The sequence below is a fragment of the Roseobacter sp. MED193 genome (genome assembly GCF_000152965.1).
Lineage (GTDB): Bacteria > Pseudomonadota > Alphaproteobacteria > Rhodobacterales > Rhodobacteraceae > Pseudophaeobacter.
Genome location: NZ_CH902583.1, coordinates 3,028,979 through 3,045,172 on the forward strand (window position 1 = coordinate 3,028,979; position 16,194 = coordinate 3,045,172).

Consider the following 16,194-nt stretch of genomic DNA (forward strand, 5'->3'; position numbering starts at 1 on the left):
ACGCTGTAGAACCTAGCCTAGATATAGTAGCTGTCGGAAAACACGTGATGCACCAACTCATCACGCTTCAGGTTGCGCTTTGCCAGTTCTGCGTCGCTCAGCTCCATAAGAGCATTGAGTTTTTGGTAACGTGAGTTGGCCTCGCCAAGTGCGACCAAACCTTTACCGAGTGCAGTGAAGGGCTTTGCAAGAAGGGTTACAATTCCGAGGGCGCTTTGGTTAGCAAAATATGCGGTATGTGCCATGATAGGTCACTCCTGATAAAACCTCTCCCTTGGGGGTTACTTAGGCAGGGAGATGATGCGCCACCAGCTATTGCGCGTGCATAGCCGCTATGCATGCGCCTGAGCAGTCATATCCGGTCAATTATTGGGCGTGTGACGTGGCATTTGGTTACTATTGCCGCATTATTGGTCTTATTGGGGCTCAATCAGCTCTTCCAGTTGAGCGCTGCGCTGGCGTGTCAGGTGGGTCTTGCAGGTGAGAACCATCAGGGGCTCAAGGGTACCACCACGAAATTGAAACCCTTCGGTTTCGCAGGCCGAGTCGCGAAAGGGGATCCAAGCGCGCTGGGCGCGCAGGAGGGAGGCACTGGCACCCTTTAGGTCGTTTGGCAGATCGCGGTCTAAACTGCGCATGCTGCGCTGTGCGGCCTGATAGGTCTTGTTCAGTTCCGTGTCGGCGCGCTCATACTCCAGGGCCGCGCAGTGGCGCATCTCACGCGTGGTTTGCGGATTGTTGCAGTCGGCCAAAGCTGGGCCTGGCAGCAATAATGCCCCCAGGCTTGCGAGAGTGGCGAGGCGTGATAGCCTGGGCATGGGGCATCCTTTCCTTGAAATGGGCCGTACCGGGTCCGTGCACGGGTGGTGGAGCATTGGTCAGTATCAGGCCATGGCACAAAAGGAGGGTCAAGCACGGCAGCCCTGTCGTGCTGCACGCGAGCCAGATGTCGCTCTTTTTGAGGAGAGCTGGCAGCGCAAGGGTACGCGCTTTGGTCTAACGGTTGTTGTAAATTACAAGCATGACGGAATTTGCTGGATTTTCCCGCTTGCGATCTTTCCCTGGGTGTTAACAGTTGCAGTATGTACGAATTTAACTGTCCCAATTGTGGTCATCAGATTCCCCCGGCGATCAAGAGCGCCAAGATGACGACCTGTGATGCCTGCACGACGACTATCCTTCTTGAGGATACCGGGCTGCGTCTCGCGGGGGAGCAGGGGGTGCTGCACGATGTGCCGATGATTTGCCAGTTGGGTGATGAGCTGAAAATCGACAAGGGACGCTATCAAATCCTGGGCCATGCCCGATTTTCCTACGGGCGGGGCACCTGGGATGAGTTCTGGGCGAGTGACAAGGCAGGCAGCCCGGTCTGGATCTCTGTGGACGAGGGGGATTTGATTCTGCAGCGTGAATTGTCCCAAAAAGACTGGCCGAAATACCGCGGGTCGCTGCGTCTGGGGCGCAATCTACGCTACAAGGCAGAGAGTTTTCGGGTTGATGAGGACGGCACCGGAACCTGTGTTGGCCTGAAAGGCAGTTTTGGCCACCCGCTGACAGTTGGCGAGACCTATCGTTTTCTCAACCTGCAAGGAGAGAATGGGACTGTACTCTCGGCGGAGATCGTCGGCAAGGACACTGAATGGTTCATTGGCCGTTGGATTGACCCTTTTGAGGTCGAAGTGAAAACCGCATGAGCCTGAGCCCCGAATTGAAAGCGATCAACTGCACCGCCTGTGGTGCGGGGTTGGATATCCTGGGCGGCGGTCGGGTGACCACCCATATCTGTAGCTATTGCGGCACTGCGTTGGACGCTCTGGATAGCTATAAGGCTCTGGTGAAGTTCAATATCCTGGATCGCCCGGAGACACCTATCCAGATTGGTGCATCGGGGCAGATCTTTGGGGTGGCGTACACTGTCATTGGCCTATTGGAACATGAAGAGGTCTGGAGGGGGCGCAGCTGGAAATGGGTTGACCATCAGGTGTTCTCACCGACGCATGGCTACGCCTGGGTGACGTTGGAAGAGGGGCATCTGACCTTTTCACGACGTTACCGTAAGCCGGTGGGCTGGCTGACAAAAACCATGGTCAACCGGGCAGATACCCGCCCTCAGGTGCGTGCAGGTCGAGAGATTTTCAAATACTACGATACCTCAACCAGTTCAGTGACCTATGCCGAGGGTGAATTTACCTGGGCGCCGCGCAAGGGGGCTAAGACCACCACGATCACTGCGATGTCCGACTGGGCGATGTTGGGCTTTTCCACCACCAACCGGGAACGTGAGATCTATCGTACGGTCTACTTGGAACCGACAGAGATAACTGGGTTTGACCTGCCTTCGACGTTCAAACCGCGCGGCGTTCATGCACTGAAGACAATGAAGGCAGGGGCTCACGCTAACTTCCTGATGACAGCTGGGCTCTGTGCTATGGTGCTGTGTTTTGTGCTGGGGGCCGTGATGGGCCTGCAAAACGGGACATTGGTTGACCGTCATCACCAGTTTAATGTCGCCCAATTACCAGTGAGTATATCGTTTGACGTGCCTGAAGCAGGCCGTCTGACGCGCATAGATCTGCAGGGCAATGGGCGCAACAGTTGGAACTATCTGGCGGTTGAACTGGAAGACCCTGAGGGGGAGGTGCTGTTTGAATCGGGCCGCACCGTGGAATACTACACTGGCCGGGATAAGGATGGCAGCTGGAGCGAGGGCAGCAACAGGGCGAGTCTGGCTTTTTTTCCGCCAGTGACAGGTACATATTCGGTGACGCTGGATTTGGAAGAGAGCGGGTTTTGGGCGCCTAATGTGAATCGCTCGTCTTCTCCGCAACATCAGATGACGCAGGTGTCGCTGCAAGTTCGCAATGGTGTTTCCAGCGGTTTCTGGCTGGTCTTGCTGGGCCTTGGATTTGGTTGTATTGGCGGGTTCCCCTTGCTGCGCCGCTATCTGCACAACAAAGCCCGTTGGCGCGACAGCGATTGGGTTGATGAGGACGACGATTGAGATGATTTTGTTTCGCCTGATCTTTGTCCTGCTCTCGGCCACGGCAATCGCCGGAACCACCTATGTTGCCTATCTAGGCCATGGCGGCGAAAGCCGTGATTTGGATCGCTCTATTCGCGCCGTCAGCGCTGGGCGTGGATTGAATGGAAGTATCAAATAGAGAGGATTCTCATGGAGTATCTTGCCGCAGTTCAGTTGGCTGAAATGATCAGCACCGTAATCTATACTTTCGTGGGCGTTGCGCTCATGGGGGTGGTCTGGAAAGTGATCGACTGGCTCACTCCCTTTCCTATCATGAAAGAGATCGAGCAGGATCAGAATATGGCTTTGGCGGTCCTTATCGGCCTGTTGTTCGTGTCGATTTCAATCATCATTGCGGCTGTCATTGTCTCCTGAGCCTCCAGGGCGCGCGGCGCAGGAAGCAGGCGCCTCAGCTGACCCGGTTGTGGCAACCGCCGCCCTGCGCCTGCGCGAAACCTGGCTCTTGGTTGCGACCTTTCTGGTGGCTGTGGCTGGCCTCATCTATGAGCTGATTGCGGCCACATTGTCGAGCTACCTGTTGGGCGATTCCGTACGCCAGTTCTCCTATGTGATCGGGGTCTTTCTCTCCTCCATGGGGCTGGGGGCCTGGCTGTCGCGCTATGTGGATCGCGCGATGGCTGGCTTTGTCTGGGCGCAGATCCTGTTGGGCATCGCGGGCGGGTTTATGGCACCGGCTGTGTTTCTCTCTTTTGCCTGGATGGAGAGCGTCAGCCTTCCGTTATTCGGGTTGCTGGTCACGGTCGGGCTGTTGTCGGGGATGGAGATCCCCCTGATTGCGCGGGTGCTTAATGAAATCGGTGCACCTGAGTTTCGGTTTGAGAACGTGCTGAGCGTCGACTACATTGGCGCGCTTGTAGCGTCTTTGGCTTTTCCCTTGTTGATCATTCCCCATCTCGGGTTGATGGCCGGAAGCCTGGCCTTTGGCGCGCTTAACCTTGGTGTCGCAGGACTGTCCCTGTGGATTTTTCGCCGCGATACAAGCGCGACACAGGTGAGCGTTTGGGGGCTTGCCTTTTTGGTGACCCTTATCGGTCTCTGGCAGGCCGAGCGGCTGGTCTCTGTCACAGAGGCCAATCTGTTTGAGGATGATATCATCCTCAGTGAAGCAACGCCCTATCAGCAGATCACGGTTACCCGCTACCGCGACCGCACCCGGCTGTTCCTGGACTATTCGATCCAGTTCGATAGCCTGGATGAGCATCGCTATCACGAAAGTCTGGTGCATCCGGCCATGGCGCAGGCGCCGCGGCGCAAGTCTGTTCTGGTGCTTGGGGGCGGTGATGGCATGGCGGTCCGTGAGGTCCTGCGCTGGGCAGAGGTTAAGCATGTCACACTGGTGGATCTGGACCCCCGTGTCACTGAGCTGTTTCGTGATCATCCGGATCTGTCGCGGTTGAATGATGGATCCCTGACGGACCCGCGTGTCCAGATCACAAATGCTGACGCCTGGCGTTTTGTCGAAGAGAGCACGGCGGTCTATGATGTCATTATCATCGACCTTCCGGACCCCAAGAACCTGGCTCTGTCTAAGCTCTATAGCCGCCAGTTTTACGGTTCCTTGGTAGAGAGGCTGAGCGCCCAGGGAGTTATTGTAACCCAGGCAGGATCGCCCCTTTTTGCGCGCGAAGCCTTTTGGTCGATTGATGCGACCCTGCAATCCAGCCGCAATCCAACAGCCCCTGGGGTGGGGTTGGCCACGCGGCCCTATCACGCCTATCTGCCCAGTTTTGGCGATTGGGGTTTTGTGTTGGCAAGCCCGCGACAGTTTGTGTCGGCAGGGCTTGAGCTGCCCGTGAACCTTGCAGCAAATCTGAAGTACCTCACGCCAGAGGTCTGGCAGGCGGCACAGGTCTTTGACCGGCAAACAGGCCCCACAGAGGTTGAGGTTAACACGCTGCAATCCCACGCTCTGGTTGGCTACTATCTGGATGGCTGGGCGCGTTGGTTTGAGTAACCCTAGGCGCGAAATCTGATCGAGCCTGGCATTAATTCCCAGGCTCGACATTCAGGAAAACCTTAGCCCGAATGAGGGGTCATATCTCTGCGCGCCTGTGGCAACAAGAAGGGGATACCAAGTGGCGGCGTGGTATTGACCGGGACGGCGCAGCCGTAGGTGCGGGCCAGGGCTTCATCCGTCAACACCTCCGCGGGTGCGCCGGTTTTTGCCACTTTACCCGCTTCCATCAGCACCACCTGATCAGCAAACATAGCCGTGAGATTGAGGTCGTGCATCACAGCCACAACGCCTCCGCCCCGCGCGGCATAGCTGCGGGTCAGGTCCATCACCGTAAACTGGTGTCCGATGTCGAGGCTGGCCACGGGCTCGTCCAGGATCAGCCAGCGCGGTGTTTCCTCTACAATCGGCTCCCAGACCTGGGTAATCACGCGCGCCAATTGCACGCGTTGTTGCTCCCCCCCAGACAGATCCAGATACATCCGCCCGGCAAAGCCCGCCAGCCCAACGGTCGCGAGCGCTTTTAACGGCACAGAGCTGTCCGCAGCTGAGAGACCAGCGCTCAGCCCAAGGCGCACGATTTCCAGTACAGTGAAGGGAAAAGCAATTGAACTGCTTTGTGGTTGAACCGCTCGGACTGCGGCCAGTTGCCAGGGCTGTAACTGGGCGACGTCAGCGCCATTGATGCTCACCTCACCCTGGTGGGGTACTTCGCCGGTCATGGCGCGCAGCAGGGTTGTCTTTCCCGATCCATTTGGGCCGACAATTGCAGTGACCTTGCCTGAGTTGGCGGTGAGGTCGACCCCGTGTAGCACCTCTTTGCGTCCCAATTTGACGCGGATGTTGCGGGCTTCCAATGTGGTGATCATAGTCCCAGATCCCCCCGGCGTTTCAAAAGGATCCACAAAAACACCGGTGCGCCCAGAATGGCCGTGATGATGCCGATGGGCAGCTCTGCCGGCGCAACAATAACCCGTGCAATCATATCTGCCGCCAATAACAACGCAGCCCCAAGCAGGGCGGCATTGGGCAACAGACTGTGGTGGTCTGGTCCGGTGGCCAGGCGCAACAGATGCGGCACGACGATGCCTATGAAGCCAATGCCGCCGGAGACGGCAACAGCAGCCCCGGTTGCGCCAGCAACGGCCAGGATCGAAGTGTTTTTTACCCGCTGAACGGCGATGCCAATATGCCCCGCTGCAGCCTCGCCAAGGGCCATGCCGTTCAGGCCCCGTGCCAGAAACGGAGCGGCGGCCAGGGCCAGGGCGATGATGGGCAGGGCTGCCAGCACTTTGGTCCAGGTGGCCCCAGCCAGCGATCCCATGCCCCAAAAGGTGAGGGCGCGTAGTTGGTTGTCATCGCTGTAATAGACCAATACGCCCGAGGCGGCCCCCGCCAGAGCGCCCAGGGCAATGCCGGCCAGAAGCATGGTGGCAACCGAGGTATGGCCACCACGCGTCGAGACGCGATAGAGCAACAGGGTTGAGCCCCAGCCGCCAAAAAAGGCTGCAACTGGGACGATCCAGGAGCCCAGGAATTGTTGCACCGCAAGTGGCAGCATGCCGCCAATAACAATGGCGGTGATGGCGGCAAGGCCAGCGCCGGCACTGACGCCAACAATGCCGGGGTCTGCCAGCGGGTTGCGAAACAACCCCTGCATCACGGCACCGGAAACGGCAAGCGAGGCCCCTACCAAAATACCCATGCACAGCCGAGGCAGGCGGATATCCAAGAGCACCACCCGGTCCATCGTGGACAGCTCACGCCCGGCCACCAGATCCGACAGCGCGTTCCACAACGAGGCACCAGAGGCTCCGGTGGTTAGCGACAGACCTGAAACAACAAGCAAAAGAACGATCAGCACAAGGGTGAGACGCCGAGCCCGAATTCTGCGATCTTCCACCGGAGCAGGTTCCGCTGTGGGATCCGCGCCGGTGATATTTGTCGACAGGGAGCTCACTCGTTGGCTCCATAGAGGGCCTGTGACAGGTCTTTGACCGCGCTGGCCGCACGCGGGCCAAATTGCAAAAGCAAGGCGCCATCCATGCGGATCAACTGACCATTTTGTGCAGCAGGGGTCAATTTCAAGGCTGGCAGAGTTTGCAGGGTTTCCAAGGTTAACCCGTGATCGCCGCGCCGATCCATGGCCAGGATCACATCGGGGGCCGCAGCGGCGATGGCTTCGTCACTCATTTGTTTGTAGTTGGAGAATTCGTCGATGGCATTCACCGCCCCTGCCATGGTGATGATACCATCGGCGCCTGTATCGTGACCGGCAGCGGTAATGCGCCCCCCCGCTGTCGACAGGATAAACAGAACCCTTTTGGGGCTATCGTTAGCAACTTTGTTGGCCAGCGCCTGGGCCGCATCCAGATCAGCGCTAACCGTTTCGATCAACCGGGCAGCGGCGTCTTCCTGACCCAGAGCCTTGCCGACGATTTCGATCTTGCTGATTACCCCTTCAGCAGAAAAAACTTCGGGCACCTCTACATAGTCAACATGTGCCTGTTTCAAGACCTCCAGTGTCTCGGGTGGGCCAGCGCCTTCGATGGCAAGGATCAGGTCGGGGTCTACCGAGAGCACGCCCTCAGGTGACAGATTCCGCGCATAGCCCACATTGGGCAGTTCTGCGGCATTGGCAGGGAAGTTGGAGGTGGTGTCGCGGGCAACCAGGCGATCTTCTTGGCCTAGGGCATAGACGATTTCTGTTACCGCACCACCGATTGAGACGATCCGGCTTGGCTCTTCGGCCTGTACAGCCTGCACGGGGAGGAGGGCACATAGAGCCAGGGCTCCTGCGGCTTTTAGGCCAGAAGAAAAGGACGAAACCAGAGTCATTGGGCAGCCTCCGTTGCACGCAAAGGGCGCTGATCTGACGTAGAGGTGGTAAGAGATGGTAGAGAAGCAACGATCTCTGCCCATTCTGGGCGGTGATCGCGGTTTTCATCGCGACGTCCAAAGACCTGAAAAATCACCTGGCCTGCGCTATCAAAAGCCTCAACCGATATGGCATCGCCGCTCTGCGTAGGTTTGTTCACGGCCCAGACCTCGGCCAGATGATCCAGACGCAGATGCAGATCAAAGCCGGGGTCCAGAATGTTCTGCCAAGGCCCCATACTGCGAAGGTTTTGCACCGGGCCTGCGTGGATCTGGATGCAGCCTGGATTGCCGACAAAAATCATCACTTCGGTGCCTTGATCCCGTATGGCATGCAGCAGAGTGTCAACCGCCCCAGTATCGAGTTGGCGCACCAGGGGGGCACCAGCGATGCGATACGCCCCCAGGCGGTTCATCTTCAGTTTTGAGGTCAATTGGCGGAATTGATGAGTGTCCGTCATCTTTGCCCATTCAAGGCGCAGTTGTTCTGCCTTTTGCGGATCGGCTTTGGCGGCTTCTGGGGGCTGGCGTGGTGTTACCTCCAGCAGTGGCTCCTGCTCGCCAAGGGCCAGATCGCTGATGAGCGCCGCCCATGCGTCAAGGTTGGAAGCCGCACGCAGGTGGATTTTATGTACCGCATCCCCGGCGGCATCAAAGAACTGGAGCGAGCGGCGGATACCGGCATCTGAGCTGCGTTCTACCGCAAAGGCCGTTACAAAATGGCGGGGAAACAGCCGCAGATCTATCTCGCGGGTGAGCACCATGGAGGCATGTTTTCCGGGCCGGTAGTCGCTGTAGATCCCGACTTTTTCGATCACGCAGGACGCGTTGCGGGTCAGGGCCATGACCTCGCCCAAGGCGGCAAGTCTGGGGAAGACCATGTCGAGATCTGCGCTGATCTGGGTCACGCCTTCGCCCAGATAGGCGGCCACAAGTTGGGCTTCGCTGATGTTGAACTGAGCGGCAAAATCGCGATCGCGCATCTTCTGGTTCGCTTGGCGCATCTCGCGGATGGCCTCTGGGTCCATTGGTTGTGCAAGGCTCATTGTGGGCCCTTTCATAGTAGCAAGTTTTTGCGGGAAAGGGCTGGCTCCGTGTTTCCTGCCGATGAATTCACGGCAAAAATGGGGCTGGCAGCGGCTGCTGAGCAGTGCTTGATTTATGTTGACTGTTTTTATCACCTTTACTATCAGGCTCAAGTGGAAATCAACGATTCCACCCGAAACACAACAAACTACCGCGCCAGCCCCTACTGCAAGCTTCGGTTCAAAGACCAAGACGCAAAGGGACATGTGATGGGGAAATTTCGGCTGACGCAGCATTTGCTGGGGACCGTTTCAGTATTAGGCTTAACGCTCGGATCGGGCGCTATGGCGCAGCAACTGCCAGAAGAGCTGCCACTGGAGATTCAGGGTGAAGAGTTCCTGGGCACGGTTGAGCTGGGTCAGGGCAAGCGGGAAGTGCAGGTTGGCACTGCGGTTCCCATTACGGTGATCAACCAGGAAGAAATCGATGACCGTCAGGCTGGCACGATTGCCGAGCTGATCGATTCGGTTCCGGGTGTCTCCCTGGTGAATGGTTCGCGTCCTGAAGGCTCCGGGATTAACATTCGGGGCTTTGGCGCCAACGGCACCTATGGGACCGACCAGAAAGTCGCCATTGTCATTGATGGCGCCACCACTGGATCAGAAGAGATCTATCGCATCGGCACACAGCTGTTCACTGACCCTGCCCTGTACAAAAGCGTTTCGGTGATCCGTGGCACGGTTGGCAGTTATGAGTGGGGGTCTGGTATCGTCGGCGGTGTTGTGAAACTGGATACCAAGGATGCTTCTGACTTCACTGGCGGCAAAGTTGGTCTGCGCTTGCATCAGCTGCTTGGCTACACGTCCAATGGCGAGGGCTATCACAGCTCCTCTATCATTGCCTGGCAGCCGATGGAGAACCTCGAGGTTCTGCTGAACTATACCAAGCGCGACACCGATTCCTACAAGGATGGCGATGGCAATCTGGTCAGAAATACTTCGACTGAGCCCTATTCTGGTCTGGCCAAAATCCGATACACCTTTGGGGATGCAAACGAGCATGGCCTGACCTTTGCCTATCAGCAAACCTATTCGGACGAATTCGACTCGCCCTATGACCAGTTTAACCAAGTCAACTTTGGCAATGTGAACCGCAGTACCGAGTCCAAGGTCGCGACCCTGAAGTATGAATATAACCCAGTTGGCAATGACCTGGTCGACCTGACCGTCCAGTATTCCTATTCGGATATCTACATCGAAAGTGAACCGACCAATCCCGGTGGTTTTGCCGACTACCTGCTGGATGGCGATCACGATTATTCCATCGACAAGCTGACCGTCAAAAACGCCATGTACTTCCAGACCGGGGCCATCTCGCACGACCTGCGCTTTGGGGTTGAATTGATCAGCAAGGACCGGCTTGAAAGCCAGGTCAGCCCAACCTCTGGCAGCGTGTCCGTCCCTGGCGGCAAGGATGAGCGGGTCGCTCTGTTCCTTATTGATGAAATCGGATTGGGTAACAATTGGACGATCACCCCGGCACTGCGGTGGGAAGATCAGAAGATCACGGGCTCGGATACCTATGCGGGGGATCGCTACGACAATTCGGCTCTGATGGGCGGCATTTCGGCACGCTATGAATTCGACACCGGTCTGGCTCTGTTTGCCAGCGCTGCCTATACTGAAAACCTACCAATTCTGGATGACCTGAGTGTCGCCAGCCGTATGACCCAGCCTGAGAAGTCCCAGACTTTTGAGCTGGGAGCCTCTTATGTGGCGGGGGATGTCTTTGCCGATGGCGATAGCCTGCAGGTCAAGGCCAACCTCTTTGCAACGGATCTTTGGGATATCACTTCCTACTCGGGCATCAACACGGTTGATAGCCAAGGTGCCGAGCTGGAGCTGACCTATGCCATGGACAATGGGCTCTATGTCGATCTGAACGCGGCCTATGGGGACTATGAGGCCAACGGCTCAAGCCCTTGGAGCAATGCGCCTGCAAATTCGGCACGTTTGACCGTCGGTAAGCGGATCAACGAGGCTTGGGATCTGAGTTGGGAACAAGTCGTGGCCGAGAACGGCAACAACAACTATGGCGGTTATGGCATTAGCAACCTGCGGGCCACCTATCGTCCGCAGAATGGCATGCTGGCTGGGGCTGAGTTGCGTCTCGGGATCGAAAACGCCTTTGATCGCGCCTATCAGCCGAACCTTGCAACTCAGCTTGCCGCGGGTCGCAACATCAAGCTGAGCGTTTCAAAAACCTTCTGATCCAACCCCAACTAAAGAGGTCACATATGGGACATCTGGTTCAAACCACTAAGGTACTGGCTTTGGGAGTCTGGGCTGCCTTTGGCAATGCCCTCTCTGCGCAAGAGGTCCCGCAGGCTCAACTAGGCGCCATCTCGATCGAACTGAGTTCAACTGAAGAGATCGGGGAAGATTGCAAACTGTCTTTTGTGGTGACCAATGGTCATGCCAAAGACATCGCGCAGGCCGTTTTCGAGACCGTGCTGTTTGACAGCGCGGGCCAGGTGTCTCGTCTGACCTTGTTGGATTTTCAAGACCTTCCTGCCGGGCGCCTGCGTGTGCGGCAGTTTCAATTCCCCCAGGCCTGCGCTGACATCAGCCGGGTGCTGATCAATGGTGCCCAGACCTGCAGCACTGCCGGACTGGGGCAGGGGGCCTGTTCTCAGGGACTGACAGTGACCAGCCGGACCAAGATCGAGGTGTTGGGATGAACCTGATCCAAGACGCAATCTCGCGGGTGCTGGATCTGGGCGGCCCCGTTGTTTTGCTGCTTTTGTGTGTCTCAGTGCTGACAGCAGCACTGGTGCTCTACAAAATGTGGCAGTACCAGGCGGCGCGGGTGGGGCGCCACCGGCAGCTGGCAACAGCTGTCGCCGCCTGGGATCTTGGGGATCAGGCAGGCGCGCAAAAGGCGCTGGCCGAAAGCCGGTCTTATCTGAGCCCTGTACTGGCCATGGCGTTGAGCGCACCGCAAACTGCGGAATTGTCGGCGCGGGTTGATGCAGAGGCAGAAACCCGGTTTGCCCAGCTGGAACGCGGGCTGGGGGCGCTGGATATGGTGGCGCAATTGGCGCCGCTTATGGGGTTGTTTGGCACTGTGATTGGCATGATCGAAGCCTTTCAGAAGCTGCAATCTGCGGGGTCTTCGGTGGATCCCTCGCTGCTGGCCGGCGGGATCTGGGTGGCGCTTTTGACCACAGCAGCGGGTTTGGCGGTGGCGATGCCGACCTCCCTCGTGCTGAGCTGGCTCACGGCACGGATGCAACGGGAAAGAGTATTTGCCAATCAGGCGCTGCGTGTCGTCTTTGCGCCCCAGACACTACCCCAGACTGCACCGGATGCCGAGGCCTTCCAATCCTTGGGGACTTAAGCCGATGCCGGTTAAGCTAACTCCCCCTCGGCGCGGGCGCCTGTCAATGACTTCGCTCATTGATGTGATCTTCCTGTTGTTGCTGTTCTTTATGCTGACCTCGACCTTTTCAAAGTATGGCGAGGTCGAACTTATGGCAGCCGGAAAGGCCGGTGTCTGGGAGGAACGTCAAAAGCTGTTTGTCACACTTGGAACTGATCTTGTGACACTGAACGGGCAACCCGTTGATCTGGATCGGATCGCGGATCTGGTGCGCAGTCAGCCTCAGGACGGGCGGGGCCATGTGGTGCTGATCAGTCCAAACGAGGAGGCCACTTCACAGCGTCTTGTCGACCTGTTGGCAGTGTTGCGCCAGGTCGAGAAGCTGCAAACGGTGGTGCTAGGGTAATGCAGTTGAGAATGCTCGCCCAGACACAGAAAGAGCCGACGATCGCTCTGATCAATATTGTGTTTTTGATGCTGATCTTTTTTATGATTGCAGGCACCCTAGCGCCTCCGATCGAAAAGGATCTGACGCTGGTCACAACCGCTGATTTGGAAGGGCGGGAGCCACCCGACACTTTGGTTGCCCATGCTGATGGGCGGTTGTCCCTGCGTGGGCAGCCAGTGGCCGATGCCACCAGCTATATTGTCGGATTGTCGCCAGAGGCGCGCGAAGTGGTGAAAATTGTCCCCGATCAGGCTCTGTCGGCCAGAGAGCTGGTGCAGCTTGGCAATGCGCTGCGCGCCGCCGGGGCGCAACGGGTTGTTCTGATAACAGAAAGGGCGCTGTAGCCATGGCCGCCCAGATGAACGCCGTGTTTCGGCCCGTGCCGCAGTCGATAGTGATGGCGGCCTCTGCCTTTGGGCTGGCCCTGGCTGTGCATGCTGTCTTTGTGTTACAGGGCAGCGCGCCTGTGGTCGAGCAGTCTGGGGGGCAGACAGCATTGGCGGCGCAGGGCAATAGTTTTGCCAATTTGGCCGCCGGTGTGAAAACCCCAGTGGAGGCCGAAGTTCCGGAGCAGGCAGCGCAGCCCGCGCCCTCGCAGCCCGTGATGCCGGAAGCCCCCCAGAAAATCTCTCCCAAGGTGACGCCTTCCGCAGTGCAGCCCGTGCCGGTGGTTCAGCAGCCCGCACCTCAGATAGAAACAGCCCAGGGCGGTCTGCCGCTGGTGGCCGTTGTGTCCGAGCCGGACAAGGTGACGCCGGCCGACCCTGTCGAAACCTTGGCACCAGCCGAACAGGTCGAGCAGACCAGCTCTGTCGAGCCGGTGCACATAACGGAAGCTCCCCCTGACTCTTTGGAGCAGAGGGTTGAGCCGCAAAAGGCCACTGAACCGCAGCCAGTGGAGCCGCAAAGCCCTGCCATCACTCAATCCCTGCGCCCGCCGGAACGTCCGGTTGATCCGCCGGTCCAGCCTCTGCCAGAACCACCTCGACGCAGGGTTGAAAAACCAACGGTAAGATCTGCGCCAACAGCGCAGCCGCGGGGCAATGGTCAAGTCAATGCAACCCGGGGTGAGGTGCAAGCGACCCGGAGTGCTCCCGGCGGTCAGGCGGTCACAAATGGGGGCACGGACCAGGTGCAGGGCAATGCTGCTGCAAGTAACTACCCCGGCCAGGTCATGCGCCGCATTCAGCGCGCCAAGCGCCGGGCCAATGTCCGTGGCGTGGCTGTGGTGCGTTTCAAGGTGACTGCGAGCGGTGGTCTGGCTGGTCTAAGCATCGCGCGCAGTTCTGGCTCAGGGAAGCTAGACGGGATCGCGCTGGCGCAGGTCCGTCGGGCGGCGCCCTTCCCGCCTCCGCCCGCTGGGGCGCGGACCAGTTTCTCGGTTCGGATCAAGGGCAACTGAGGCGGCAGCCTGTCGCATCTCGTTTTTGATCATATTCTTGCAGGCGAAATGGTGGATGGGGTAGACAGCGTTCAGATGTGACTGCAAGGGGCATGACCCCAGATAGGATTTGCCGATGACCCCGCTTTCTGGCCTCAAAGTTGTTGAACTGGCGCGTATTCTTGCGGGGCCCTGGATCGGTCAGTCATTGGCAGACCTCGGAGCCGAGGTCATCAAGGTCGAAAGCCCGGATGGCGATGATACGCGCAGCTGGGGGCCTCCCTTTATCGAGCGCGAGGAGGATAAGACCGCAGCCTATTACTACGCGGCCAATCGCGGCAAGGACTGTGTGGTGGCGGATTTTCGCACCGAGGCGGGCCGCGCGCAGGTGCTGGAGCTAATCCAGGAAGCCGATATCCTGATCGAGAACTTCAAGGTCGGCGGGCTGGCCAAATATGGGCTCGATTATGACAGCCTGGCCAAGGTGAATCCGCGGCTGATCTATTGCTCCGTGACCGGATTTGGGCAGGATGGCCCCTATGCCAAACGCGCGGGCTATGACTTTTTGCTTCAGGGTATGTCTGGGTTGATGTCGATCACCGGAGATCCCGAGGGGCAGCCTCAGAAAGTGGGCGTAGCGATCACCGATGTGGTGACTGGGCTATATGGCACCATTGGCATCCTGGCAGCTGTTGAGCAACGCCACAGCACCGGTCGGGGTCAGCACATTGATATGTCTTTGCTGGACTGTGCCACCGCTGTTCTGGCCAATCAGGCAATGAACTATCTGGTGACGGGGGATAGCCCGACACGGTTGGGAAATGCGCATCCCAATATCGCGCCCTATCAGGTCATGGCGGTGCAGGATGGGCATATCATTCTGGCGGTTGGCAACGACGGCCAGTTTCAACGGCTCTGTGATGTGCTGGGCCTTGCCGGAGTCAAAACGGATGCGCGTTTCAGCACCAATCAGCTGCGGGTGGCCAATCGGGTGATCTTGACCACCCTGATTGAAACCGTGGTTGCGGGTTGGAGCCAGGCTGATCTGTTGGCGGCGCTGGAGAGGGCGACAGTCCCGGCAGGACCGATCAACACCATTGGCCAGGCCTTTGAAGACCCGCAGATCCGGCATCGCGGCATGCAGATCGTACCCGAAGGTATTCCTGGCGTGCGTGGCCCGTGGCGGTTCTCTGACGCGGAATTGGCTTTGACCAAATCCGCCCCAAAGCTGCCCAAGAGCTCTACCTAGCGAATTCTCCGCGCTAGCGCGTTTGGCTGTTGATGCTGATGGGCAGCTGATCCCCCAACAGGCGCCGGACCTTTGGGTCCAGTCTGGGACTGTCTTTTGGGTAGGCCCCGGTCAGCTCCAAGGCCTCACGCGCAGTCATGCGATCTGCAATGCGCACCCAGATCGTGCGGGTGGAAAAGGGCTGCTGATCGGGGCGGGCGGCGACTCCGAGTGTTAGCCCCTGTAGGTAACTGGTCTGTTGTGGGTGCTCGGGCATTAAGACTGTTTCCGACAAAAAGCCCCCAATGCGCCTAGGTGTTTCATACATGCAGAGCCGATTGCCCTGAAAACTGGCCAAACCGTGATAGCGTCCGCGTTGGTGGATGCTGCCATCCAGGGAGCTTGCTCGCTCATAGGTATGGGTGACAACCAGCCCCTCTTCTGCCCGCAGCTGGATAAGACTGCGCAGGACCTGCCCTGGCCAGGTCGGGGTGCAATAATAGGCGTGGTAAACACCCAGAAATCGTCGCAACGGGCGGGCTTGGTTTTGAAACAACTGATTGAAGGGCTGCAATTGCGCTGCAGCACTTTGCGGTGGCTGGGCCGCCTGAGCTGAGCAGAAATCCGTATGGGGGGCGAAAAGCGCATTCTCCGACAGAGCAAAATACTTTTCGATACGTCGCAGATTATGGGCCGAGGGTATCCCGCCGCCATTCAGATAGCGGTTGAACTGCTGGCGATTGATGCCGATGCCGCGACAGGTCTGGGCAATGGGGCCGGCCTCGGCGCAAAGCCAGCGCAGGTTCTGTGAAAAAGACGACGGCATCTTGGCTTCCTACTGGTCTGTGAACTTTCA

19 protein-coding genes are annotated in these 16,194 nt (G+C 58.2%); 12 read left to right on the top strand and 7 right to left on the bottom strand.

The features are described from left to right. Positions 1 to 17: 17 nt before the first annotated feature. Both MED193_RS16950 and MED193_RS16955 read right to left on the bottom strand, forming a co-directional pair. Positions 18 to 245: a hypothetical protein gene (locus MED193_RS16950; protein ID WP_009810979.1), complete on the bottom strand. Its 228-nt coding sequence runs from the start codon at positions 243 to 245 to the stop codon at positions 18 to 20. Positions 246 to 416: 171 nt separating this feature from the next. Continuing rightward, complete coding sequence (locus MED193_RS16955) at positions 417 to 818, bottom strand: lysozyme inhibitor LprI family protein (RefSeq protein ID WP_009810980.1); 402 nt, start codon at positions 816 to 818, stop codon at positions 417 to 419. A 327-nt stretch (positions 819 to 1,145) separates the two neighbouring features. On the opposite strand from MED193_RS16955, the gene MED193_RS16960 reads away from it, so the two are divergent. From MED193_RS16960 to MED193_RS16980, 5 genes are read left to right on the top strand one after another with little or no spacing between them, the layout of a single operon-like run. Beyond that, positions 1,146 to 1,694 carry a DUF4178 domain-containing protein gene (locus MED193_RS16960; RefSeq protein ID WP_254655465.1) on the top strand — a complete coding sequence of 183 codons (549 nt, stop codon included), beginning with the start codon at positions 1,146 to 1,148 and terminating at the stop codon, positions 1,692 to 1,694. After that, a complete protein-coding gene (locus tag MED193_RS16965) occupies positions 1,691 to 3,001 on the top strand; it encodes a DUF4178 domain-containing protein (protein ID WP_009810982.1) in 1,311 nt (436 codons plus the stop codon). The genes MED193_RS16960 and MED193_RS16965 overlap by 4 nt, the downstream gene beginning before the upstream one ends. 1 nt (position 3,002) lies before the next feature. Next, on the top strand, positions 3,003 to 3,161 hold the full coding sequence (locus tag MED193_RS23115; protein ID WP_009810983.1) for a hypothetical protein: 159 nt from the start codon (positions 3,003 to 3,005) through the stop codon (positions 3,159 to 3,161). A gap of 11 nt (positions 3,162 to 3,172) precedes the next feature. Continuing rightward, positions 3,173 to 3,397, top strand: a complete 225-nt coding sequence (locus MED193_RS16975) for a DUF350 domain-containing protein (RefSeq protein ID WP_009810984.1) — start codon at positions 3,173 to 3,175, stop codon at positions 3,395 to 3,397. After that, entirely contained in the window at positions 3,387 to 4,997 is a 1,611-nt protein-coding gene (locus MED193_RS16980) for a polyamine aminopropyltransferase (protein WP_368072272.1), read from the top strand. Before MED193_RS16975 ends, MED193_RS16980 begins: the two co-directional genes overlap by 11 nt. A 62-nt stretch (positions 4,998 to 5,059) precedes the next feature. Here the strand turns inward: MED193_RS16980 and MED193_RS16985 are convergent, their stop codons facing one another. From MED193_RS16985 to MED193_RS17000, 4 genes are read right to left on the bottom strand one after another with little or no spacing between them, the layout of a single operon-like run. Continuing rightward, the gene (locus MED193_RS16985; RefSeq protein WP_009810986.1) at positions 5,060 to 5,866 is read right to left on the bottom strand and encodes a heme ABC transporter ATP-binding protein; all 807 of its coding nucleotides are present in this window, start codon (positions 5,864 to 5,866) and stop codon (positions 5,060 to 5,062) included. Beyond that, a complete protein-coding gene (locus tag MED193_RS16990; protein ID WP_254655504.1) occupies positions 5,863 to 6,948 on the bottom strand; it encodes an iron ABC transporter permease in 1,086 nt (361 codons plus the stop codon). Before MED193_RS16990 ends, MED193_RS16985 begins: the two co-directional genes overlap by 4 nt. Before the next feature lie 5 nt (positions 6,949 to 6,953). Further along, the gene (locus tag MED193_RS16995) at positions 6,954 to 7,835 is read right to left on the bottom strand and encodes a hemin ABC transporter substrate-binding protein (RefSeq protein WP_009810988.1); all 882 of its coding nucleotides are present in this window, start codon (positions 7,833 to 7,835) and stop codon (positions 6,954 to 6,956) included. After that, entirely contained in the window at positions 7,832 to 8,920 is a 1,089-nt protein-coding gene (locus MED193_RS17000) for a hemin-degrading factor (RefSeq protein WP_039966324.1), read from the bottom strand. The genes MED193_RS16995 and MED193_RS17000 overlap by 4 nt, the downstream gene beginning before the upstream one ends. Positions 8,921 to 8,968: 48 nt before the next feature. Here MED193_RS17000 and MED193_RS17005 point away from each other — a divergent pair, with 48 nt between their 5' ends. From MED193_RS17005 to MED193_RS17035, 7 genes are all read left to right on the top strand, one after another. Beyond that, a complete protein-coding gene (locus MED193_RS17005) occupies positions 8,969 to 11,170 on the top strand; it encodes a TonB-dependent receptor (protein WP_009810990.1) in 2,202 nt (733 codons plus the stop codon). A 26-nt stretch (positions 11,171 to 11,196) separates the two neighbouring features. Continuing rightward, the gene (locus tag MED193_RS17010) at positions 11,197 to 11,640 is read left to right on the top strand and encodes a hypothetical protein (protein WP_009810991.1); all 444 of its coding nucleotides are present in this window, start codon (positions 11,197 to 11,199) and stop codon (positions 11,638 to 11,640) included. Continuing rightward, on the top strand, positions 11,637 to 12,299 hold the full coding sequence (locus MED193_RS17015; protein ID WP_009810992.1) for a MotA/TolQ/ExbB proton channel family protein: 663 nt from the start codon (positions 11,637 to 11,639) through the stop codon (positions 12,297 to 12,299). The genes MED193_RS17010 and MED193_RS17015 overlap by 4 nt, the downstream gene beginning before the upstream one ends. A 46-nt stretch (positions 12,300 to 12,345) precedes the next feature. After that, complete coding sequence (locus MED193_RS17020) at positions 12,346 to 12,687, top strand: biopolymer transporter ExbD (RefSeq protein ID WP_009810993.1); 342 nt, start codon at positions 12,346 to 12,348, stop codon at positions 12,685 to 12,687. After that, on the top strand, positions 12,687 to 13,073 hold the full coding sequence (locus MED193_RS17025) for a biopolymer transporter ExbD (protein ID WP_009810994.1): 387 nt from the start codon (positions 12,687 to 12,689) through the stop codon (positions 13,071 to 13,073). The genes MED193_RS17020 and MED193_RS17025 overlap by 1 nt, the downstream gene beginning before the upstream one ends. Positions 13,074 to 13,075: 2 nt before the next feature. Beyond that, positions 13,076 to 14,131, top strand: coding sequence for an energy transducer TonB (locus tag MED193_RS17030; protein ID WP_009810995.1), 1,056 nt, complete (start codon positions 13,076 to 13,078; stop codon positions 14,129 to 14,131). Between the two features lie 115 nt (positions 14,132 to 14,246). Further along, a complete protein-coding gene (locus MED193_RS17035; RefSeq protein WP_009810996.1) occupies positions 14,247 to 15,359 on the top strand; it encodes a CaiB/BaiF CoA-transferase family protein in 1,113 nt (370 codons plus the stop codon). Positions 15,360 to 15,372: 13 nt separating this feature from the next. Here MED193_RS17035 and MED193_RS17040 read toward each other — a convergent pair whose 3' ends face one another. Beyond that, the gene (locus MED193_RS17040) at positions 15,373 to 16,164 is read right to left on the bottom strand and encodes a helix-turn-helix transcriptional regulator (protein ID WP_009810997.1); all 792 of its coding nucleotides are present in this window, start codon (positions 16,162 to 16,164) and stop codon (positions 15,373 to 15,375) included. Between the last annotated feature and the right edge of the window lie 30 nt (positions 16,165 to 16,194).